Origin of the sequence: Pseudomonas sp. B21-010 (genome assembly GCF_024749325.1) — a bacterium.
GTDB classification, from domain to species: Bacteria; Pseudomonadota; Gammaproteobacteria; order Pseudomonadales; family Pseudomonadaceae; genus Aquipseudomonas; species Aquipseudomonas kilonensis.
Genome location: NZ_CP087198.1, coordinates 3,373,306 through 3,394,654 on the forward strand (window position 1 = coordinate 3,373,306; position 21,349 = coordinate 3,394,654).

Sequence of the window (21,349 nt, forward strand, 5' to 3'; positions counted from 1 at the left end):
CCCCGTTAACCACGCTGGCCGAACGTAGGCGAGGCACCGAGTGGTGGGCAAAATCGCTTTGGTTACTTTCGACTGGGCCGGCTTCCGGGCTTCTCAAAAGTGACCCGCTGTAAGAGCGGAACCCTAAGCCGCCGTTACCGCGAAAATGGATATGTACCCGATCAACAAAACCGCCCGATCCCACCTCAGGCATCCGGAGTGATCGCTGGCAACACCGTCTCCACCGCCAAACGAGCCAATTCAGCATCCTGCTCAGCCTTGACCCCTGACACCCCGATGGCACCAATGCACTGGCCGTCATGACGAATGGCCACCCCACCTTCAAGCATCCCCTGCAGGTGCGGAGCGCTGAGAAACGCGTAACGACCACCATTGATCATGTCTTCGAAAACCTTGCTATCACGCCGCCCCATGGCGGCCGTGCGGGCTTTTTCGGTGGCGATATAGGCCGACAACGGCGAGGCATCGTCCAGGCGCAGCAGCCCCAGGGGATGACCACCGTCGTCCACCACACAAACCGACACCGCCCATTGACGCTGATGAGCCAGCTCCTTGGCCGCCACCAGCAATTGCGCAACGTCCTGCTCAGTCAATACCGCTTTGGTTTTCATGGATCACTCCGTGCTATGCCACAGGAGGCCCGCGAGACAATCAGGCGCCCGCCCAGCAAGCCGAGGAATATTTCCTTCTGCGAACCATAGCGCACATCCAGCGGTTCATTGAAGCCCGGGGCCGGCGATCTACCGCGGGGACACGAACATCCACTTCATATCAATGGATCCACGACATCAACCAATTGTCCGCAAACACGGCAAAATCGTTGACAACGAAATTAGTTAAGAGAGTTAATGGATCCACAGACAAGAACAACATCCGCCTGGAGATCCCTCATGTACCCCAAAAATGCCTGGTACGTTGCCTGCACCCCCGATGAAATCGCCGACAAGCCCCTGGGTCGCCAGATCTGTGGTGAGAAGATGGTTTTTTACCGGGGGCATGAAGGCAAGGTCGCGGCGGTGGAAGACTTCTGCCCCCATCGCGGCGCCCCGCTCTCCTTGGGCTACGTCGAAAACGGCAACCTGGTGTGCGGCTATCACGGCTTGGTGATGGGCTGCGACGGCAAGACCGTCGAGATGCCGGGGCAACGGGTACGAGGCTTCCCTTGCAACAAGACCTTTGCGGTACAGGAACGCCATGGGTTCATCTGGGTCTGGCCCGGTGACCAGGCGCAGGCCGACCCGGCGCTGATCCATCATCTGGAATGGGCTGAAAGCGATGAGTGGGCCTACGGTGGCGGCCTGTTCCATATCCAGTGCGACTATCGCCTGATGATCGACAACCTGATGGACCTGACCCACGAAACCTACGTCCATGCCTCGAGCATCGGCCAGAAGGAAATCGACGAGGCGCCGCCGGTGACCACGGTCGACGGCGATGAAGTGGTCACCGCCCGGCACATGGAAAACATCATGCCCCCGCCGTTCTGGCGCATGGCTTTGCGCGGCAACAACCTGGCCGACGACGTGCCGGTGGACCGCTGGCAGATCTGCCGTTTCACCCCGCCCAGCCATGTGCTGATCGAAGTCGGCGTGGCCCATGCTGGCAACGGCGGCTATCACGCCGCGCCGCAATTCAAGGCGTCGAGCATCGTGGTGGATTTCATCACGCCGGAAACCGAGACGTCGATCTGGTACTTCTGGGGCATGGCCCGGCACTTCCAACCACAGGATGACGCCCTCACCGCGTCCATTCGCGAAGGCCAGGGCAAGATTTTCAGCGAAGACCTGGAAATGCTCGAACGCCAGCAGCGCAACCTGCTGGACCATCCCCAACGCAATTTGCTCAAACTCAACATCGACGCTGGCGGCGTACAGTCTCGCCGGGTACTGGAGCGCTGGCTCGCACGGGAACGGGAAGCACAGGCCGGGCTGATCGCCAGCAGCCATCAACCGCAACAGGTGGAGCAACGGTCATGATCGAAGTCCAGGTCGCGGCGCGACACAACGAAGCCCTCGATATCTGCAGCTACGAATTGATGCGTGTCGATGGTCAGCTGTTGCCGGCCTTCACCGCCGGCGCCCATATCGATGTGCACTTGCCTGGCGGGCTGATTCGCCAGTACTCGCTGTGCAACCATCCCGAGGAGCGGCACCGCTACCTCATCGGCGTGCTCAAGGATCCGGCGTCCCGCGGTGGTTCGAGCAGCCTGCATGAGCTGATCCAGCCAAGTATGCGCTTGCATATCAGCGAACCGCGCAACCTGTTCGCTCTCGCCCCGCAAGCCCGGCGCAGCCTGCTGTTTGCCGGAGGCATCGGCATTACGCCGATCCTGTGCATGGCCGAGCACCTGGCCCAGAGCGGCGCGGCGTTCGAGCTGCATTACTGCGCTCGCGCCCGAGACCGTGCAGCCTTTGTCGAGCGCCTGCGCCAGTCTCCTTATGCCGACCGGGTCTTCCTGCATTTCGATGAAGAACCTGAAACCCTGCTGGACGCCGCCAGGGTGCTGGCCGCGCCCAGTGACGACGGGCACCTCTACGTCTGCGGCCCTGGCGGGTTCATGCAACACATTCTCGACACCGCCAAGAGCCAGGGCTGGCAGGAAGCCTGCCTGCACCGCGAATACTTTGCCGCCGCCCCTACCGACACCCGTGCCGATGGCAGTTTTTCGGTCAAGCTGGCCCGCAGCGGCCAAGTGTTCGACGTGCCAGCGGACTGCAGTGTGGTGCAGGCGCTGGAGCGCCATGGCATCGAGATTCCGATCTCCTGCGAACAAGGTGTCTGCGGCACCTGCCTGACCCGTGTGCTGGAAGGTGTGCCTGAGCATCGGGACATGTTTCTGACCGAGGCTGAACAGGCCTGCAACGACCAGTTCACGCCGTGTTGTTCCAGGTCCAAGACACCGATCCTGGTACTCGACCTCTAACACAGGACATTGTGGGAGCGAGCCTGCTCGCGATGGCGTCAGCTCTGCAGTATTGATGGTGACTGACCCACCGCTTTCGCGAGCAAGCTCGCTCCCACAGGGGATTGGTGGTGAATAGAATTCCTATAACCACCGGAAGACATTGTGGGAGCGAGCCTGCTCGCGATGGCGTCAGCTCTGCAGTATTGATGGTGACTGACCCACCGCTTTCGCGAGCAAGCTCGCTCCCACAGGGGATTGGTGGTGAATAGAATTCCTATAATCGCCGGAAGACATTGTGGGAGTGAGCCTGCTCGCGATGGCGTCAGCTCAGCAGTATTGATGGTGACTGACCCACTGCTATCGCGAGCAAGCTCGCTCCCACAGGGGGATTGGTGGTGAATAGAATTCCTATAATTTCCGGAAGACATTGTGGGAGCGAGCCTGCTCGCGATGGCGTCAGCTCAGCAGCATTGATGGTGACTGACACACCGCTATCGCGAGCAAGCTCGCTCCCACAGGGGATTGGTGGTGAATAGAATTCCTATAATCGCCGGAAGACATTGTGGGAGCGAGCTTGCTCGCGATGGCGTCAGCTCAGCAGCATTGATGGTGACTGAGACACCGCTATCGCGAGCAAGCTCGCTCCCACAGGGGATTGGTGGTGAATGACAATCCAGCTGTTATCTGCAACCGGGCGGGTTACTCCGAACGCAGAATCACCGTCATCCGCTCGTCAGCCAGCGTCGAGCCGAACACTTCGGCGTAGCGCAGGGTCGCGTTGGCATGCTCGCGCATGATTGCCTCGGCACGGCCGCTCTGGCGGTTGATCAGGGCGTCGAACACCGAATGGTGTTGCATATGGGCATAGTTGAAGCGGCGAAATTCGCCGGCCATGTTCTGGCGATCCACCGCCAGGGCGGTGACTGAGGCGAATGGCAGATGATCGTTGCGGGCCAGGGCATCGGCAATCGCCGGGTTGTGGCTGCCTTCGACGATCACTTGGTGAAAACGCATGTTGAGGTCGTGATAGACCTCCAGGTCGTCCTCGGTCACATAGCCCTTGGCGAACAGTTCATCGCCCTGCACCAGGCATTGCTCGAGTATCGCGCGGGCCTCTTCAGACAAACCGTGCTCGGCCGTCTGCCGTGCCGCCAGGCCTTCCAGCACGCCACGCACCTCCACCGCTCCGGCGATCTGCTCGGCGCTGACCGAGCGCACCTGGAAACCTCGTCCGCCGAAGCGCACCAGCAACCCTTCCTGCTCCAGGGTGCGGAACGCCATGCGCACCGGCATGCGCGAAACGCCGAACAGCTCGGCCGTGGGGATTTCCATCAAGCGCTCGCCAGCGGCCAACTCGCCCGAGGCGATCATCTTGCGCAGCGCAACCAGCACCGTTTGGCCGGGCTTACTCATCCAGGCGATTCCACAGAAAAGAAGCCGTCATAGTAGAAGGCTTGGCGCAGCGTGTCACGGCAAGGCAGTGGCAGCCAGGCTGGCCGCCACAGCGGGTTGTTCAAATCCCCGCCAACTCGCGCAACTGCGCCAAGGTCTGTTCGTCCAAGCTAATCCCATGCTCATTGGATTTGCTGCGTTCGCGATGGCGACGGTCTCCCGGCAAGCGCCGCAACCCGACGCCATGCATCTGCCTGACCAGTTCCTGGCTGCGCTCGGCAAAGTTTTGCCCGGCGGTCTTGCTCGGGTCGATCACGATCAACAACTGACCGGTCCACGGGGTCTTGGCACCCGGATGGTTGTGCCAGTCGAACTCGAAGGAAAAATTGCCGCCAGTCAGGGCTGCCGCCAGCAACTCGACCATCATCGACAGCGCCGAGCCCTTGTGCCCGCCAAACGGCAAGAGCGCTCCACCTTCGAGAATCGCCTTGGGGTCGCGGGTCGGCTGGCCGAGGCTGTCCACGCCCATTCCTGGAGGCAACAACTCGCCCTTGCGTGCAGCAATCTGTACGTCGCCGTGGGCAATGGCGCTGGTGGCGAGGTCGAAGACAATCGGCTCACCGTCAGCCCGTGGTGCGGCGAAGGCAATGGGGTTGGTGCCGAACAACGGGCGGTCCGCGCCATGGGGCACCACACACGTCATGCTGTTGACCACACTCAACGCCACCAGGCCTTCATAGGCAAACGGCTCGACATCCGGCCAGAGGGCGGCAAAGTGATGGGAGTTGCGAATGGCCAGGATGGCGATACCGGCACTGCGGGCCTTCGCCACCAGCAATGGACGCGCGGCGGCCAGGGCGGGCTGGGCAAACCCGTTGCCGGCGTCCACCGCGACAAACCCTGAAGCGACGTCCTCGACCACTGGCACGGCCTTGCCGTTGACCCAACCGCTGTCGAGCGTCGAGACATAACCGGGAATGCGAAACACCCCGTGGCTGTGGGCGCCGTCACGCTCGGCCCCGGCGCAGTTTTCAGCCAGGCACCGAGCGACTTCGGTCGACGTGCCATGACGCAGGAAAATTTTCTCCAGCAAGCTCACCAGAGCATCGAAAGACAAGGTGCAAGAAGCGGCATGATCGGATGGCGCAGACATCTGAAGCTCCAGAATGATTGTTGGAGGTAGCAACAGCGTAAAGGGACCCGCCGGGTGATTAAACACCGTTTCAGGCGCGCACTGTCAATCCTTGTCCACGGCATCTGCCCGGCCTGGCAGGTCGAACACCAGCATGCGGTAACTATGTACCACCTTTGCTCATTTATCGTTGCCTAGTCTGGTGGCTTCCTCCACGTTCGCGCCGTTTTGAGGCGCCCTGATCGAGAAGCAACGATGCTCACTGAAACCACGCCACTTTTATTTCCCGAGGTATTGCACGCCCATCGCCTGGACGAATTAACCGCCACCCATGGCCTGACGCAGACAGACCTCGACTGGTTGCAGCACATCGCCCTGCCCGGCCACACACAGCGCGCAGCGCAGACACCCTCGATGTTCGCCGAAACCATTCTGTTGCAAGCCGATGAAAAACCGCCCATTGCGCTGGCCGGCTGCTTTGTCCTCAGCACCTCGTCTAACAGCAGCGAAACCAGCACCCACCCGGTGTTCCTCTACACGCCAAGGGGGGGCATCGAAAAATTCGACAACCTGGCATCCGTCGAAGAAAAGATTGACCGGATGCGCCGGGACACTGCGCAACGCGACGACCTGTTTCGTCTCTTGTCGATTTCCCAACGCAGCGAACTGAACAGCACCACCGACATCAGGCAGACCCGGCAACTCATAGAGGAGGATGTTTTCAAGACCCAGCTCGAATCCATCGAGCACGCCCAGAGCCTCAATGCCTTGGCCATGGTGAAGGAACTGATCAAATTGCCCTCGTTAAGATCGATGCTTGACCAGGTATTGAACGAGGCGCTGCCGGACCTGGATCATCGACAGATCCGCGTGGCGTTCACCAAGGAGATTCACCCGCAAGATCCAAAGGCAATCCCGGTGACGGAAAGCATCCCACTGAGCGATGCAGTCCTGGACTACTTCCATCACCAGGGGTGGCGTGCCGGGCATGACATCGATCTGACTCATCCGGGTACGCCCGCATCGTCCTACAGTCCGCAGCAATGGGAAAACATCATAAAAGACATTGCCACAACACTGATTCCAACGCTGATCAGCTGCATCGATGCCTTCTGGGAGGGAAGAGCCGCCTCTTTCTATATGTCACGACGCAAACTTCTATCTCGCGTCATTCACGATGAGTTATGGGCGTCCATCCTGATCGAACGGGAGAAAGGACAACTGACGGATGAGCAGAGTCGTGAGCTGCTTCGGTTATTCCGTCCCTCTCGCCGAGACGAAACGCTGCTGTTCATCGAAACGATTCGACTCTGGGAATATGAACCGAACTACGTGGAGCTTGCCGGCTCCATGATGATCAGCGCCAAGGGGCATTATCTTTATACGCCCCTCGACGGTGTTCAAAAGATAACCAACTATTCGGGCTTCAAGGACAGGTTGTACGGTCAATCCGCAAGCACTGTAGAAAAAGAGAAAATCTATAGCCTCTTGAGCCTGGAAGAGCGTAACCGCTTCCAGCGCTTCGATGAGCCGCAGCTTTCGGGCAAGTCACTGGACTTACCGGTCGCCGAAACCCTGGCAAGCGCGATAATTGAAAAGCAGAAGAACAACTTCCATTACGCATTGGAGATGTCTCGCCAGGCCGATGTCGACATCCACTCGCTCATCGACAAGGCGCTGGATATACGCGCTTTCATCAGCAAGCGACTGTTGGCGCAGCCAACCGCCGGACATTGGGGAACGCGTCCCGCGTTCCATGGGGACCTGCGCCCATCCAATTTCATGGCTGATCAACTGGAAAAAAGGGGCAAGAGCTATACCGATGTGGAAGAGGCTTTCGACAGTCTCTTTCGTCAGTTACCAACGTCCCCCAACGTTTCGCTGCACAACGGGCTCAGGCCGCTACTGGCTGAGCTGACCAGTGTTTTTTCTTTGGGTATCCGCGCCGAGGCCGAACTCAGGGAGCTTGGTTCGAGTCTGCCGTCGATTGCAAATAATCTGATCAGAACAGTTTTCGTCTACGACCCAGACTACCCGGACCGCGCGCAACGCAAAACGGTCAGGGGCTTTCGGCCGGATGTCTATTCGTTGACGCTCGCCTGTGGCGATGAAGGCCGAACGGTCCTGCTGCCACTCGCCAATTGTTTTTTATTAACCGAGCGTGGGGGGCTGGATACTCCCCACTCAGGCATGGCGATCCTTTGGACACCTGCCGATGGCTTGCGGGCTTTTCCTTCCGTAGAGGTGACCACCCGGCAATTGAATCAAGATCTGCTCGACTCCCAAAGACGCTTTGCATTGCTTGAAAATTTACCGGTCACTCAACGCCTGCCCCATAGGCGCTACCAACTCCAGGCCTATGAATTGATCGACGACAACGTACTGATCAATCGGATGAGTTCGTTTATCAAATACTTTGAGGCCGAGTATGGCTATCTGAGCACATTAAAAACCGGTGATTGGCAACTGACCGGATCGGCATTGGTCAACAGTCTTCAGGCGCTCCTGAACAAAGGCGCCCCCACCAATCTGAAACGCGCTACCGCTATCGCTCAGGCAAATGAACGCCAACAGAAACTACCTGCCTGGCTTGGCACTGCGTCCCTTGAAGAAAAACGCCTGCACGTAGAAGTGCTTGAGCAATATAAAAACAGCGTGTCCGATGGCAAGGATTACCTGGACGGTATCGAGCCCCTGCGCACCTATGTGCATAAAACACTGCAAACGCTATTGGACGCGCGCTTTCCTCAGAAAAACCTGAACCCCGAAACGATCCAGATCACGCCCAACCTCGCGATCGTGGGACCGGCCAGCTCGCTGACCGATTTTGCGTTGAATCACATCGAGGTGACCGAAAAGGGTTTCAAGGTTTCGTCAACATCCACGCAGCCGTTGCCTGATGGTTTGAGCGAGACCGCCGTACGGCAAATGTTGTCGTCGCTGGATATCCCTACCACCTATAAAAACCATGTAACCCAAGCACTTTCCGGCAGCGTTGTGGATGTCCAGCCGAGAAAGCGGCGCTTTCGGCAACAGTTGCCATGGCAATTGTTGCAGTACGCTCACGCACGGTATCTCCAGCAACACCTTTCCCCTCCGGCATTCGATCTGTTCCGGCAAGTCATGGACATGCCGGACGCCATCGCTCGTCAAGCGGTCGAGGGCGTCAGCGCATTCTTCCGCCCTTTGGAGCTGATCAAAACCGAAGGCGGTGCTGCGATCAAAGCATTGGGGCTTTACCTGTTCAGTTCGGCTACCGATGCAACCAGCTCTCACGTCCTGTATTCGCCCTACCATGACGGCGAGCTGTTACAGGAGTTCAAGGATGAAGCGAGCATCGTGGCGGCATTCAATACGCCCGGCGCACTCCAGGATTTGTTGATTCGCCGGCTTCCCCAGGACCAACAAGCCACGTTCAAAAATCTCTTCGCAGCCACGCGCGGAAAACAATCGGAAATGACCCTCGGCTTCAGCCCCATCAATACAAATATTCTGCATACGCTGTATGACGACAACACAGCGTTGCTGGCAGATATGTTGACCGCGCAAAACCAGGACCATCGTCAGTCCGATTGGGCAACGGTGCTGCATCTGTTCAGCTCCGGGGTCAGGATGTTGGGAAGACAGTTACCGGCCAAACTGACTTTCCTGGAAACGCTCTGGGAGAGTTATCAGGACTTCAAGGGCTCGGCCGAAGCCTTGCAACAACATGACTGGAAAACAGGCCTGCACAATTTTATCGCAGGCGCCGCGGAGATGGTCTTGCTTGGCTTCTTGAACCGCGAGGATACATTCGGTCTTCTCGACCCTATCGGACCGGTTTCTGGAAGCGCTACACCCGCGACAAACTGGAAGGACATCGCGTGCACGGCTCCGATGCGCACCGACCTCCAGGTCTTCGAAGCCTCGGACGTCAGCCTCTCGAATCTTCAACTGAACCTGAGCGACGGGATCTATAAGGTCGCGGCGAATGGCAAGTCTTTTATCCCACTCGCCGGCAAGGTCTATCAAGTGGCAAAAGCCGGCCAGACCTGGCGAATCATTCACGAACACGGTGAAGGGCCTTTATTGAAAAAGTCCCCGGACGGCCGGACATGGGAAATCGACCCGCAACGCCAAACCATTCGATTCGGCAAGGCCGGGTCGAAGATGGCCATCACCTATAGCGACTTCAAGGCCAAAGGTTCGTTGAACATTGAGGCACGGGGCATGGCCGAGATACACAGGAAATATCCGTACCGGGCAAATGCGATCGTGCAGGCACTGGAGACCGCGAGGTTCTACTCATCCAACGCCCTTCACAACTTCGAGCAATTCAAGCGACAACCACTTGCGGGCTCTCGGCTGAATCATTTCCTGAGATTGTTTTTTGGGGTCAACAGCGTCGACGCCCGTCTTATCAGCAAAATTGAGGCGGCGATTTCACCAATATGCCAAGCATTGGCCAACCCCTCCTGGGCACAACAGAATGCGGACCGCATCATTGTCGGCAGCCTTAAACAACTGGGAGATAGAGCCACAGCCTTTGTGCTCGAACCAGCAGCCGTCGGGAGAATTTATATCACCCAGTTTTTCTTCGACATGGGATTGGATTGGTATAGATCCGTTGTACCGGAATCCTTCAATGTCGACGCTCATGCCCAGGGAGCGACGTTCATCCATGAAGTCTCCCATCAGCTTTTCAATACAGTCGATATCATCTACCTGGATGCGGCACTGCCGTTCCTGGACTTGATTTCAACAGCCACTCATCTAGGAAGGGAGAAATATGAAACGCAAAAAGGACTGCAACAGGATGGGCTTTCGTTGAGCACCCCGAAATCGAAATTGTTTACGCAATGGGATGATAAAGACAATACGTACAAAAGCATGGAGCATGTATTTGGATACAGGGAGACGGCTCGGGAGGTCCTGAAAATAACCGGCGCCAAAAACATGAACGAAGCGCGTGACGCGTTCCTCGATCCGCTTTTGCCGGAGAAGCGCATCGACGTCATACTTCGCAACGCAGACTCGCTCACACTCTTGATTTGTGAATTGGGACGCCAACTCGACCCCACTCCATCACAGCAAATTACCCTGCCGTAAAGGGTTTGGGTGGTTGATCTTTTTTTCACGCAATGTATGCGACGGTAGGCGACAACGAGTGCTTGAGTAAAAAAACAGGCTCATTGATGCGTAAACGCCATGACGGTTGTTCTCGGCAGCTCATGCCGAAGGTTAGAATGCGGCAAACCAGGAAGAGTCAATGACCGAACATCCCCTCTCGGAAGCCGAATACGACGCCATTACCGATGCCGCTGCCCATTGGTGCATGCGCTTGCATGCCGCCGATTGCACCGATGCCGAACGGCAGGCGTTCAAGCGATGGCACGATGCCGAACCCCTGCATGCTTTCGAATACGAAGCCATGCTGGAGATCTGGGCTGTTGCCGATCATCTGCCGCGTGTCGAGGCAACGCCGACTGCTCCAGTACGCCGCACCCGGTCGCGCTGGAGCCGGTTGGCGGTCGCCGCTGCGGTGTTAGTAGTGGGCATACCCCTGGCCGCTTACACCGGCTGGAACCTGGGCTGGGTTGCCAATTCCTACCAGCGCTTCGAAGCGGGCGCCAGCGTACGTCATGTCACCCTGGGTGACGGCAGCCAGGTCGAACTCAACCTTGGCAGTGAGCTGGTATTTGCCAACTACAAAAACGAACGCCGGGTGACGCTGAAAAAGGGTGAGGCGTTTTTTGACGTCAGTCATGACAAACAGCACCCGTTTGTCGTTCGGGCCGGGCAAGGCCAGGTGCGTGTGACCGGAACACGCTTCAACGTATGGATGTACCAGGACCAGGTACGGATCACGCTACTGGAGGGCTCGGTGAGGGTAACCAGCAACCAGGCACTCACCCGTGACGGCCTGCCGCTTTCCCCGGGCATGCAAGCCAGCTACAAGGCGGGCGACCAACAACCACAAGTTCGTGATACAGACGCCAATGACAGTTCGCTGGCGTGGCGCAACGGCAAGCTGGTGCTGGATAACCTTGCCCTGAGCGATGCACTGCCGCTAATCAACCGCTACCTCGACCGCCCCGTCATGCTGGCCGACAACAGCACCGGTGGCCTGCGTATCGGTGGTGTCTACAACATCAGCGAAGTACAGAACCTGGTGCCTTCGCTGCCCAAAGTCCTGCCGGTCTACCTGACCCAGAACAAGGATGGCAACCCGGTCCTCAACTCCGTCGGGCAACGGCCGGCCACTAACTGAAAGCTTTTCTCTGTGGGAACAAAGCTTGCTCGCGAAAGCGCCAGGTCAGCTTGCCTCGATGTTGAATGTGCCGCCGTCATCGCGAGCAAGCTCGCTCCCACAAATAAGATCGGTGCCAGCCTGCGGTTTCCCGGCCAACACAAATCCCCTGTGGGAGCGAGCTTACTCGCGAAAGCGCCGGGTCAGCCGACTGCTCACCAGCAGCTATTGCGTCGCCACCCTGCCCGTCTCATCACGCTCGCGGATAATCAACGCCTGATAGTGCGGATCGGCTTTGATCTGCTGTTCGGTGAATGGCAGCACACTCCACTGCTTCTGCGAAAAGGCCTGGGTCTGGTCCGCCGAATAGGGCGATGCCGGGTCGCTGGAGAGGGAGAATGCCAACAACCCCTGGGCCTGCGGACCTTTGCCGTCAAACGTCACCACTTGCAGATAACTGGTCCCGCTGACCACCTCCCGTTTGCCGTTCGCCCCGGGCACACTCTGGATCGCGTTGTAGATGCCCAGCTCCCCGGGACCGCCGTGAATCGGTGTCTGTCGGCCGCCGCTGCTGGCCACCTGGAGGTCTTGCCATTGGCTGTCCTTCGACAAGCCGGCGACCTTCACCGTCTCCACCGAAGCCAGCATGGCATCGCGCACGGCCTTGAGCACGGCTGGCCGCTCGATCGCCAGGCCACGCGGTGTGTGTTGCGGGTCTTTGGGGTCGAACGCGACGCGCCATGAATCAGGCACCGCCTGCAACCGGTCCATGATGTGCTGGAAATGCACGAACCCCAGTCCGCTCTTCAGGCCGGCCTTGCGATCCCAGGCCTTGAGGCTGGCACACGCCTCGACCAATGCCGAAGCGTCAGCCCCCAGGTCACCGGCGCACACGCCGAGCAGGTCCGGCATCACCTGGTCAGCCAGGTAAACCTGATCGTCCATGACCATGCGCTGCAAATCCTCAACCTTCACCGGCCCGCTCTTGGCCAATTGGCCGATCCGGTCCAGCGCAAAACGCGACCGCAGTCCCAGGGGCTGGCCTTGCTGGCTGATCAACGGGGAGTAACCGGACAGCGGCTGCGCAGGGTTGACCATCCAGGCCGAATCGTTGGAGTTCTGCACATAATCGCGGCGCAGCAACTGCGGAAGCCTGTCGGCGGCATAGGTGCCTTTTTGCACGGCTTTGGAATCGATGCCCCAGGCACACTCGCTGCGAGAGCCGTCCAGCACGATCAGTCGCAACCCGGCCCGAGGATCGCTGCACCGGGCCAGCTTCTCGGCGTTGACGTTCGGCACCACCGACACGTTCATGTAAAGGCTTTGCCCCTGGTCGTCCACCGCCAGGGTATTGACCCAGGGAATACCCTGGATCTTATGGACGGCGTCCTGCAGATCCTTGAGCGTGACCGCCTTGTTCATGGCGTACCACTGCGCCAGCACACGATCGTTTTCCAGGTTCGCGTCCCGCAGGCTGTAGGCGAACCGGTTATCCCAGTCCAGCCGGCCAGGCCATTGCACAATCGGGCCGAACTGCGAGCCATAGACCACTCGGGAAATCGTCTGCACCTGGCCGTCAGGTTGCTTGACGTCCACCGCAACCGTCTGCTGGTTCATCGGCACAGACTTGCCGTCGAGCAGATAGCGGGTCGGGTCCTTGGGGTCGAGTTGCAGGCGGTACAGGGTGAAATGCTTCGAGCTGTCGACGGTGTGGGTCCAGGCCAGGTGCTGGCTGAAACCGATGTTGATCATCGGCAGACCTGGCAGCGCCGCGCCCATGACGTCCAGCTTGCCGGGAATGGTCAGGTGCATCTGGTAGAAACGCATGCCGCCCAGCCACGGAAAATGGGGGTTCGCCAGCAACATCCCGCGGCCGTTGAACGAGCGCTCGCTGCCGATGGCCAGTGCATTGCTGCCACGCTCCAGGGCAAAACGCTGCTGCCGGGTTGCGGCGGCCGCGAAACCGGTGACCGGGGTGCCCCCAAGCGCGGTCGCCTGGGGCGGTTGCGCGCCGGCCAGGGCCTCGGCGAACTGGCCGACGCCGCCTTCCACCAACAACCGACGGGTCAACTTGACCAGGTCCAGCGCCGTGATCGGCCGCACCCACTCACTGGCGCATTGTTCGGGCAGGCCTTTGGCCTTGCGCTCGACCAGCGCACGGTTGTAACCCGCCACGTAGCCTTCGACCAGTTGTTGCACTTGAGGCGTCTGGGCCTGCCAGAAACCAGAAACTGCTTGCGGCGTGTTGAGCCAGCTGAAGAACAGATCGCTGACGCGGTTCTCCCGCTGCTCGACCGTGACCTGCTCCGGCCCAAAATAGCGCGAGCGTTGGGCGTTCACCGTGACAATCTCGTTTGCCAACAGGCACAGGTTGTCCTGGGCATAGGCATAGCCGATGCCATAACCCAGCCCGCGTTCATCCTGGGCCCGGATATGCGGTACGCCAAAACGGGTTCGACGGATTTCGGCACTGGCCTGCTGCCCATCGTCTTGCGCATTGACCACGGGGCTGAGCCCGAGGGCGATCCCCAGAAAAGCGCCTGCGAGGCCAATCCTCGATAACTGCCCGGACATTCTCACATTCACTCCTGATAAAACTTCAGAAACCAGGACGGCTACCGGTGCGACAGAAGACAAACACTCGACCCGCCTGGGAAATCACATGCCGCTTGCTGAACCGGAATGTGCCTACCTTGAAAACGAACCGGATGAAAAAAAATTAATGGCTGGCGGCCTTTTGAATGTGGGGGTTTGACGCAGCAAAGGCATTTTTTTCACATCATGGTCCTCATGATTGTGCGTCCTCGTTCGTCCTATTACAGGAGAGTATCCGTGACCTTTTCTGATCAGGCTGGTAAGGAGTTTTTGCATGCGTAACGCGCAACTGCCCATGGAGGGCAAGCCAAGGGCGACCGGCGTCTCGCTGAGCGCCCCCCACCGTGTATTCGACAGGCCGGCGGAGCGAGGCGGCAATGACCACATCAGGCGCTTGCTCAAGAGCTTCGGGCTCAGGACCAGCCTGATTCGCCTCAAAGTCATCGACGCGCTGCTCAAGGCCGCCCAGGAAAACCGCCCCTTGGGCGTGCGCGGGGTGCACAGCCAGTTGTTGGGGCTGGACATTCCATTGTCCTTTCTCAGCGTGCGCGAGGTGTTGAAGCGCTTGTGCAGCGAGGGCGTCGTTACTCTCAACCCGGATAAAAGCTACTGCCTGCACCCCCGTGCGATGGCCGTGCTTGAGGCCGAGGATTGAAGCCGGCGCTCAGGACTTGACCTTGCGCCGCATGACGCCGTTGATCACCACCACGATGACCGCCACGGCGATGGCGATGTATTGAAACAGCTGCTCGCTGATCATGCCCTTGCCTTGCATCCACGACAGCCCAAGCATGATTGCCAGGACGACGAGGACGATCAGAATCGAGTATTTCAAACGTTGTGAATGAGTCATTACCAATTTCCTGAATGTATCCGTTCTGTATCCGAAGGCTCGCCAAGCCCATACCCTATTGCGGGAATGGCGGGCTGCCAACGGGGTCCCATGGTACAGCCGAAGAAGCGTATTCGCGCAACCGCGGCGGTTAATCATGAGGAATTATGTATGTTTCGTCGTATCAGCCTATCAACAGCCTGAGCACCCAGATCGCCACCGCCGCCGAGCAACAGAGCGCGGTGACCGAGGAAATCAATCGCAGCATGGTGCAAATCCGTCACATGGTGGAGGAGCTGGTGGACGGCGACCTGGCCAGTGAGGCCAATACCCGGCAATTGCTGGAAGCGAATACGATCATGGGGCGGTTCAAGGTGCGCTAAGGCGTCCCCATTCTCCTGTGGGAGCGAGCTTGCTCGCGATAGCGGCCTGACAGTTGGCCCGGGGGGTTGTTGACTGGGTACATATCCATTGCTGCGGTAACGGCGGCTTATGGTTCCGCTCTTACAGCGGCTCACTTTTGAGAAGCGCAAAAGTAAGCAAAACGCTTTTGCCCCACCACTTGGTGCCTCGCTTAGGCTCGGCATGCCCTCACTCCGGCATTGCTCCGTGGGCCGCCGCGAAGGGCCATCCATGGCCCAGCGCGGCTAACCCGGCATCCATGCCGGGTTGCCCACTCCACAATGCCTGCGTTCGGCCATCGTGGTTAACGGGGCGCCCCAGATCAAAAACAAAAGCGAGGCGGCCTGATAGCCGACCTGGTTCTTACGGTCGTACACCCGTCAGATCTGTTTGAGCAGGACCTGTGGGAGCAAAGCTTGCTCGCGAGGCGGCCTGACAGCCGGCCTGGTTCTCCCGGTCGTACTCAGATCCCATTGTGGGAGCGAGCTTGCTCGCGATGGCGGGGTCAGCCTCGATGGATGTCGAATGGGCTGATGCCTTCGCGAGCAAGCTCGCCCACAAGACTTTATTCGCCCTTGCAACCTGACAATTCTGTAATCCCCGCCTCAGCCCCCCGTCAGCTCGCGCTCGCTACTCTGTTATCCTCCCTCCAAACCGTTCGACACGAGACCACCCCCATGGCCCATCCTCTGCACCTGCTCACCTTGAGCGCCCTGTTCATGACCACCCTGGCCCAGGCCGCCGAACCGGTCACCATCGATGTACACCGCGATGCCAATTGCGGCTGTTGCAAAAAGTGGATCTCGCATCTGCAAGCAAACGGCTTCAAGGTCAACGACCATGTCGAGGCCGACATGAGTTCGGTCAAGCAGCGCCTGGGCGTGGCGCCGAACCTGCGTTCCTGCCACACCGCCGAGATCAACGGCAAATTCGTCGAAGGCCATGTCCCGGCCGACCAGGTGCTGGCGCTGAGCAAGCGCGATGACTTGCTCGGTGTCGCCGCACCGGGCATGCCCATGGGCTCGCCTGGCATGGAAATGGATGGCATGAGCGATGCCTACCAAGTGATCGGCCTGAAGAAAGACGGGACCCAAACCGTAATGGCGGATTACCCGGCCCACTGATGGGCGAAGCCTATATCGGCTTGTTCCTGGCGGCTTTCGGCGCGGCAACCTTGTTGCCGTTGCAATCGGAGGCGGTGTTGGTCGGCTTGTTGCTCAGCGAGCGCCATCTGGTCTGGCTGTTGCTGGCGGTTGCCACGCTCGGCAATATCCTGGGTTCGCTGGTGAACTGGTGGCTGGGCACGCGGCTGGAGCACTTCAAGGATCGGCGCTGGTTTCCGGTCAGCCCGGCCCACCTGGACAAGGCTCGCGTGCATTACCAACGCTTCGGTCACTGGTCACTGCTGCTCAGCTGGCTACCGATCATCGGTGATCCGTTGACCCTGGTGGCCGGGGTGATGGGCGAGCCGTGGCGGCGTTTCCTGCTGCTCGTGAGCCTTGCGAAGGGTTTGCGCTATGGCGTCCTGGCCCTGGCGACACTGGGCTGGATGGACTGAACGTTCGGGCTGTTCGGTTGCCTGTGGTTAATGTCGCCATAATCGGGTCGCGCCAGGATCGGCGGCGGCCACAAGGAGATTGACCATGCCCCGCACCACTGCGCGCTGGTTGCCCAGCCTGTGCCTCACCGCCGCCCTGCCCCTGTTCGCCCAGGCCGCCAACCCGCCCGAAGGCCCGGCCTACGGAGCGCTGTTGGAGGGCTTCGAATACCCCTACACCCTCAAGCACTTCGCCTTCCCGTCCCAGGGCCAGTCGTTGCAGATGGGCTATATGGACGTGCCGGCCCAAGGCAAGGTCAATGGCCGCACAGTGGTGCTGATGCACGGCAAGAATTTCTGCGCCGCCACCTGGGGCGATTCGATCAAGGTGCTCAGCGAAGCCGGATACCGGGTCATCGCGGCGGACCAAGTCGGTTTCTGCACATCAAGTAAACCCGAGCATTACCAGTACAGCTTCCAGCAACTGGCGAGCAACACCCAGGCCTTGCTCAAGGCCCTGGGCGTACAGAAGGCCGTCGTCCTTGGCCATTCCACCGGCGGTATGCTCGCCACCCGCTACGCCTTGCAGTTTCCCGACGAAGTCGAACGCCTGGCGATGGTCAACCCCATCGGCCTGGAAGACTGGAAAGCCTTGGGCGTACCCTATCGCACCGTGGACCAATGGTACGCGCGTGAGCTGAAAGTCACCGCCGAGGGGATTCGCAACTACGAGCGCACGACCTATTACGCAGGCCGCTGGAAACCTGAGTTCGAGCGCTGGGTAGACATGCTCGCCGGCCTGAACAAGGGCCCGGGTCATACGCAAGTGGCGTGGAACTCGGCGCTGATCTACGACATGATCTTCACCCAGCCGGTCTATTACGAGTTCAAGGACCTGACAGTACCCACCCTGCTGCTGATCGGCACCTCGGACACCACCGCCATCGGCAGCGACATCGCGCCGCCGGCGGTCAAGGCCAAGCTCGGCCACTACGAGGTATTGGGCAAGCAGGTCGCCCGGCTGATTCCCCGCTCGACCCTGGTGGAGTTCCCCAATCTGGGGCATGCCCCGCAGATGGAAGAGCCGGATCGGTTCCACAAGGCCCTGTTGGGCTGGCTGGACAAACCCATTCCCTGACGAGGTGCTCCATGGCGGTGCAGATAGCAGTCATAGACGATTGGCAAGATGTGGCACGTGGCGTGGTGGACTGGTCGGTGCTGGACAGCGTCGGCCAGGTGACGTTTCTCCATGACTATCCCGCTGACCGCGACACCCTCGCCGAGCGCTTGCAGCGCTTCGAAGTGATCTGCGTGATGCGTGAACGCACGGTGTTCGACGAAGGCCTGCTGCGCCGCCTGCCCAATCTCAAGCTGTTGCTCACTGGCGGCATGCGCAATGCCGCCCTGGACCTGAAGGCTGCCGCCGAGCTGGGTATCCAGGTGTGCGGCACCGACAGCTACAAGTACGCCACGCCCGAATTGACCTGGGCACTGATCATGGCCCTGACCCGCAACCTGGTGCAGGAAGCCAACGCCCTGCGCGCCGGCCTGTGGCAGCAAGGCTTGGGAGGCGACCTGCACGGCAAGACGCTGGCGATCCTCGGCCTGGGCAGCATCGGTACGCGGGTGGCGCAGTTCGGCCAGGTGTTTGGCATGCGGGTCATCGCCTGGAGCCAGAACCTCAGCGCCGAGCGCGCCGCCGAAGTGGGCGTGACCTACGTAAGCAAGCAGGCATTGTTCGAGCAGGCCGATATTCTGTCGATCCACCTGGTGCTCGGCGAACGCACCCGCGGCCTGGTGGATGCCCAGGCCCTGGCCTGGATGAAACCCGAGGCGCTGCTGGTCAACACCTCCCGCGGGCCGATCATCGATGAAACCGCCCTGATCGACGCGCTCCAGCACAAGCGCCTGGCCGGCGCCGCCCTGGACGTATTCGCCCAGGAGCCCTTGCCCGCCGCCCATCCGTTCCGAACCCTGGATAACGTACTGGCCACACCGCATGTGGGCTACGTCAGCCGCCAGAATTACCAGCGGTTCTATTCCCTGATGATCGAAGACCTGCTGGCCTGGTCGGCGGGCCAGCCGATCCGGTTGCTGACGCCAGCAGGCTAAATCTAGAGCATCAACACACCACCCTTGTGGGAGCGAGCTTGCTCGCGATAGTGGCGGAGTCAGTTGCACGGTTTGTGACTGGCACACCGCTATCGCGAGCAAGCTCGCTCCCACAGGAGACATTGTGTTTTATTGGCCATTAAAACGCCTCTATGCCACCCGCCCTCCAATGGTGCATCGCGCCATTCCATCGCGCACGCCGATGAAACAACGCCGCTCCCCTTACACCCTTCTGGTTTCAGAAAACTGCACTTCGTCGGTGCGTATCCCCCTTCGTCATGTAAGAGATTGCCGACAAAAACCGTGATTGTCGGACAATGCGACGAACCGAGCCGCACCGCTCTACGTTCTGACCTAGACTGCCTAACCGGGGGGAAAACCAACCGGTCATCCAGACGAAAAAAAGTCGAAACTTTTCGCAACGGCGACAGGTCAGGTTAGAGGTAGGGCAACCGCGACTGGTGCAGTCCTTGCACTAGTCATTGCAACAGCTCCTTCAGCTGATTCGCTTCGCCGCATTGGGTAGCCGTTCGCTTTCCTTGCGTTGCGCTTGTGCGCCTGGCCGCAGGATTTGGCCAATGAAACAACAGCTCTGGCGCTTGCCGGAAACAGATCGAGAAAATGGGAGATATTTATGATCAGTGCTGCCTTGGAACCACAACAAGTCCGTTCGCAACTACCGCCCGCGGCTGAATCGCCAACGGCACCGGTGCTGGCCACCGGCGGCAAGGCACTGCTCCCCGTCGTTCGACAGAATCCCAACCGCAAGAAAGTATTGTTCGTCACTTCGGAAATTGCCGACCTGGTAAAGACCGGCGGCCTGGGCGATGTCTCCTCCGCACTGCCCCGGGCCATGGCCGGGCTGCATGATGTCCGGGTGCTGATCCCCGGTTATCCGCAAGTGATGAACAGCGGCAATCCGATCCACATCATCGGCGAACTGGGCGGCCACGCAGCACTGCCGCCCTGCAAGATCGGACGCATGGACATGGCCGACGGCCTGGTGATCTACGTCCTGATCTGCCCTGAGCTTTTTGCCCGCGAAGGCTCCCCCTACGGTGCCAACAACGGTCGCGACTGGCCCGACAACCACATTCGCTTCGCCCGCCTGGGCCTGGCCGCAGCCGACATCGCCGCCAACCTCGCGCAGATCCACTGGTGCCCGGACCTGGTCCACGCCCACGACTGGCCAGCCGGGCTGGCGCCGGCCTATATGCACTGGCGCGGGCAACGCACCCCGACCCTGTTTACCATTCACAACCTGGCCTACCAGGGCGTCGTCAGCCTGGCGTCCTGCCCGGAACTGGGCATCCCCGAACACGCCCTGCAACAGGAAGGCATGGAGTTCTACGGCAAACTGTCGTTCCTCAAGGCCGGGATGGCCTACTCCAGCCATATCACCACCGTCAGCGCCACCTACGCCCAGGAGATCACCACCCCGGCGTTTGGCTGCGGGCTCGACGGCTTCCTAGCTGCCAAGACCCAACAAGGCTTGCTCAGCGGCATCCCCAACGGTATCGATGAAAGCTGGGACTCGGCCACCGACACCCACCTGTTCCGTCAGTTCGCCATGGGCGACTGGGACGGCAAGGCGGTCAACGCGTCCCATGTGCGCGAACTCTTTGGCCTCGACGACTCCACTGGCCCGCTGTTCGCCGTGGTTTCGCGCCTGGTCTACCAGAAAGGCCTGGACCTGACCGAAGCGGTCGCCGAGTTCATCGTCGAGTCCGGCGGCCAGATCGCCATCATTGGCCGTGGGGAACCGGAGGAAGAACAGGCCATGCGTGAACTGGCCCTGCGCTTCCCCGGACGCATCGGCGTGCGTATCGGCTTCAACGAAACCGACGCGCGGCGGATGTTCGCCGGCAGCGACTTCCTGCTGATGCCTTCGCGCTACGAGCCCTGCGGCTTGAGCCAGATGTACGCCCAGCGCTTCGGCTCGCTGCCGGTAGCGCGCAATACCGGAGGGTTGGCGGACACCATCGAAGATGGCATCACCGGTTTCCTGTTCGATGAGTCCACCGTGGAAAGCTACAAACAGGCCTTGAGCCGCGCCTTCAAGGTCTTCGAGTTCCCCGACCTGCTCAACGCCATGCGCTGCCGGGCCATGTCGGCGCCGTTCAACTGGTGCCAGGCCGTGGAACCCTACGCCGAACTCTACGAACAGCTGGTGGCTAAGTCACTGGGAAAATCGGCCAGACAATGAGGTAACA

Annotated in this window: 15 protein-coding genes and 1 pseudogene; 11 read left to right on the top strand and 5 right to left on the bottom strand. The window is 59.8% G+C overall.

Features of this window, described 5'->3' with window-relative positions:
• Positions 1-185 precede the first annotated feature (185 nt).
• The gene (locus LOY50_RS14785; protein WP_214510345.1) at positions 186-611 is read right to left on the bottom strand and encodes a heme-binding protein; all 426 of its coding nucleotides are present in this window, start codon (positions 609-611) and stop codon (positions 186-188) included.
• 279 nt (positions 612-890) lie between these two features.
• Between LOY50_RS14785 and LOY50_RS14790 the strand changes: the two genes are divergently transcribed.
• Both LOY50_RS14790 and LOY50_RS14795 read left to right on the top strand, forming a co-directional pair.
• Positions 891-1,976, top strand: coding sequence for an aromatic ring-hydroxylating dioxygenase subunit alpha (locus LOY50_RS14790; RefSeq protein WP_253475018.1), 1,086 nt, complete (start codon positions 891-893; stop codon positions 1,974-1,976).
• Positions 1,973-2,923: a PDR/VanB family oxidoreductase gene (locus LOY50_RS14795; RefSeq protein ID WP_253475021.1), complete on the top strand. Its 951-nt coding sequence runs from the start codon at positions 1,973-1,975 to the stop codon at positions 2,921-2,923. The genes LOY50_RS14790 and LOY50_RS14795 overlap by 4 nt, the downstream gene beginning before the upstream one ends.
• 681 nt (positions 2,924-3,604) lie before the next feature.
• Here the strand turns inward: LOY50_RS14795 and LOY50_RS14800 are convergent.
• Together LOY50_RS14800 and LOY50_RS14805 are read right to left on the bottom strand one after the other, a co-directional pair.
• Positions 3,605-4,318 carry a GntR family transcriptional regulator gene (locus LOY50_RS14800; RefSeq protein WP_003202123.1) on the bottom strand — a complete coding sequence of 238 codons (714 nt, stop codon included), beginning with the start codon at positions 4,316-4,318 and terminating at the stop codon, positions 3,605-3,607.
• Between the two features lie 100 nt (positions 4,319-4,418).
• Positions 4,419-5,450: an Ldh family oxidoreductase gene (locus tag LOY50_RS14805; protein WP_214510341.1), complete on the bottom strand. Its 1,032-nt coding sequence runs from the start codon at positions 5,448-5,450 to the stop codon at positions 4,419-4,421.
• 234 nt (positions 5,451-5,684) lie between these two features.
• On the opposite strand from LOY50_RS14805, the gene LOY50_RS14810 reads away from it, so the two are divergent.
• Both LOY50_RS14810 and LOY50_RS14815 read left to right on the top strand, forming a co-directional pair.
• Positions 5,685-10,517: a dermonecrotic toxin domain-containing protein gene (locus LOY50_RS14810; RefSeq protein WP_258688090.1), complete on the top strand. Its 4,833-nt coding sequence runs from the start codon at positions 5,685-5,687 to the stop codon at positions 10,515-10,517.
• Between the two features lie 160 nt (positions 10,518-10,677).
• Positions 10,678-11,679, top strand: coding sequence for a FecR family protein (locus tag LOY50_RS14815; RefSeq protein WP_258688098.1), 1,002 nt, complete (start codon positions 10,678-10,680; stop codon positions 11,677-11,679).
• A 204-nt stretch (positions 11,680-11,883) separates the two neighbouring features.
• Here the strand turns inward: LOY50_RS14815 and LOY50_RS14820 are convergent, their stop codons facing one another.
• Positions 11,884-14,232: an acylase gene (locus LOY50_RS14820; RefSeq protein ID WP_258688105.1), complete on the bottom strand. Its 2,349-nt coding sequence runs from the start codon at positions 14,230-14,232 to the stop codon at positions 11,884-11,886.
• 295 nt (positions 14,233-14,527) lie between these two features.
• On the opposite strand from LOY50_RS14820, the gene LOY50_RS14825 reads away from it, so the two are divergent.
• On the top strand, positions 14,528-14,908 hold the full coding sequence (locus LOY50_RS14825; RefSeq protein ID WP_253475038.1) for a fe2+ zn2+ uptake regulation protein: 381 nt from the start codon (positions 14,528-14,530) through the stop codon (positions 14,906-14,908).
• Positions 14,909-14,917: 9 nt separating this feature from the next.
• Here LOY50_RS14825 and LOY50_RS14830 read toward each other — a convergent pair whose 3' ends face one another.
• Complete coding sequence (locus tag LOY50_RS14830; RefSeq protein WP_003202135.1) at positions 14,918-15,106, bottom strand: hypothetical protein; 189 nt, start codon at positions 15,104-15,106, stop codon at positions 14,918-14,920.
• Positions 15,107-15,264: 158 nt separating this feature from the next.
• Between LOY50_RS14830 and LOY50_RS14835 the strand changes: the two are divergent.
• The 6 genes and pseudogenes from LOY50_RS14835 to glgA all read left to right on the top strand — a co-directional run.
• Positions 15,265-15,468 (top strand): annotated as a pseudogene (locus LOY50_RS14835) (methyl-accepting chemotaxis protein); the annotation flags it as partial.
• 696 nt (positions 15,469-16,164) lie between these two features.
• The gene (locus tag LOY50_RS14840; RefSeq protein WP_258688112.1) at positions 16,165-16,611 is read left to right on the top strand and encodes a DUF411 domain-containing protein; all 447 of its coding nucleotides are present in this window, start codon (positions 16,165-16,167) and stop codon (positions 16,609-16,611) included.
• Complete coding sequence (locus LOY50_RS14845) at positions 16,611-17,045, top strand: YqaA family protein (RefSeq protein ID WP_258688119.1); 435 nt, start codon at positions 16,611-16,613, stop codon at positions 17,043-17,045. The genes LOY50_RS14840 and LOY50_RS14845 overlap by 1 nt, the downstream gene beginning before the upstream one ends.
• Positions 17,046-17,130: 85 nt before the next feature.
• Positions 17,131-18,162 carry an alpha/beta fold hydrolase gene (locus LOY50_RS14850; RefSeq protein ID WP_258688121.1) on the top strand — a complete coding sequence of 344 codons (1,032 nt, stop codon included), beginning with the start codon at positions 17,131-17,133 and terminating at the stop codon, positions 18,160-18,162.
• Between the two features lie 11 nt (positions 18,163-18,173).
• Positions 18,174-19,136, top strand: coding sequence for a D-2-hydroxyacid dehydrogenase family protein (locus tag LOY50_RS14855; RefSeq protein WP_258688123.1), 963 nt, complete (start codon positions 18,174-18,176; stop codon positions 19,134-19,136).
• A gap of 634 nt (positions 19,137-19,770) precedes the next feature.
• Positions 19,771-21,342: a glycogen synthase GlgA gene (glgA, locus tag LOY50_RS14860; protein WP_214510334.1), complete on the top strand. Its 1,572-nt coding sequence runs from the start codon at positions 19,771-19,773 to the stop codon at positions 21,340-21,342.
• Positions 21,343-21,349: the final 7 nt, after the last annotated feature.

Coding starts and splice junctions, on each gene's coding strand:
- LOY50_RS14785 (WP_214510345.1), bottom strand. CDS start 611: ATGAAAACCAAAGCGGTATTGACTGAGCAGGACGTTGCGCAATTGCTG.
- LOY50_RS14790 (WP_253475018.1), top strand. CDS start 891: ATGTACCCCAAAAATGCCTGGTACGTTGCCTGCACCCCCGATGAAATC.
- LOY50_RS14795 (WP_253475021.1), top strand. CDS start 1,973: ATGATCGAAGTCCAGGTCGCGGCGCGACACAACGAAGCCCTCGATATC.
- LOY50_RS14800 (WP_003202123.1), bottom strand. CDS start 4,318: ATGAGTAAGCCCGGCCAAACGGTGCTGGTTGCGCTGCGCAAGATGATC.
- LOY50_RS14805 (WP_214510341.1), bottom strand. CDS start 5,450: ATGTCTGCGCCATCCGATCATGCCGCTTCTTGCACCTTGTCTTTCGAT.
- LOY50_RS14810 (WP_258688090.1), top strand. CDS start 5,685: ATGCTCACTGAAACCACGCCACTTTTATTTCCCGAGGTATTGCACGCC.
- LOY50_RS14815 (WP_258688098.1), top strand. CDS start 10,678: ATGACCGAACATCCCCTCTCGGAAGCCGAATACGACGCCATTACCGAT.
- LOY50_RS14820 (WP_258688105.1), bottom strand. CDS start 14,232: ATGTCCGGGCAGTTATCGAGGATTGGCCTCGCAGGCGCTTTTCTGGGG.
- LOY50_RS14825 (WP_253475038.1), top strand. CDS start 14,528: ATGCGTAACGCGCAACTGCCCATGGAGGGCAAGCCAAGGGCGACCGGC.
- LOY50_RS14830 (WP_003202135.1), bottom strand. CDS start 15,106: ATGACTCATTCACAACGTTTGAAATACTCGATTCTGATCGTCCTCGTC.
- LOY50_RS14840 (WP_258688112.1), top strand. CDS start 16,165: ATGGCCCATCCTCTGCACCTGCTCACCTTGAGCGCCCTGTTCATGACC.
- LOY50_RS14845 (WP_258688119.1), top strand. CDS start 16,611: ATGGGCGAAGCCTATATCGGCTTGTTCCTGGCGGCTTTCGGCGCGGCA.
- LOY50_RS14850 (WP_258688121.1), top strand. CDS start 17,131: ATGCCCCGCACCACTGCGCGCTGGTTGCCCAGCCTGTGCCTCACCGCC.
- LOY50_RS14855 (WP_258688123.1), top strand. CDS start 18,174: ATGGCGGTGCAGATAGCAGTCATAGACGATTGGCAAGATGTGGCACGT.
- glgA (WP_214510334.1), top strand. CDS start 19,771: ATGATCAGTGCTGCCTTGGAACCACAACAAGTCCGTTCGCAACTACCG.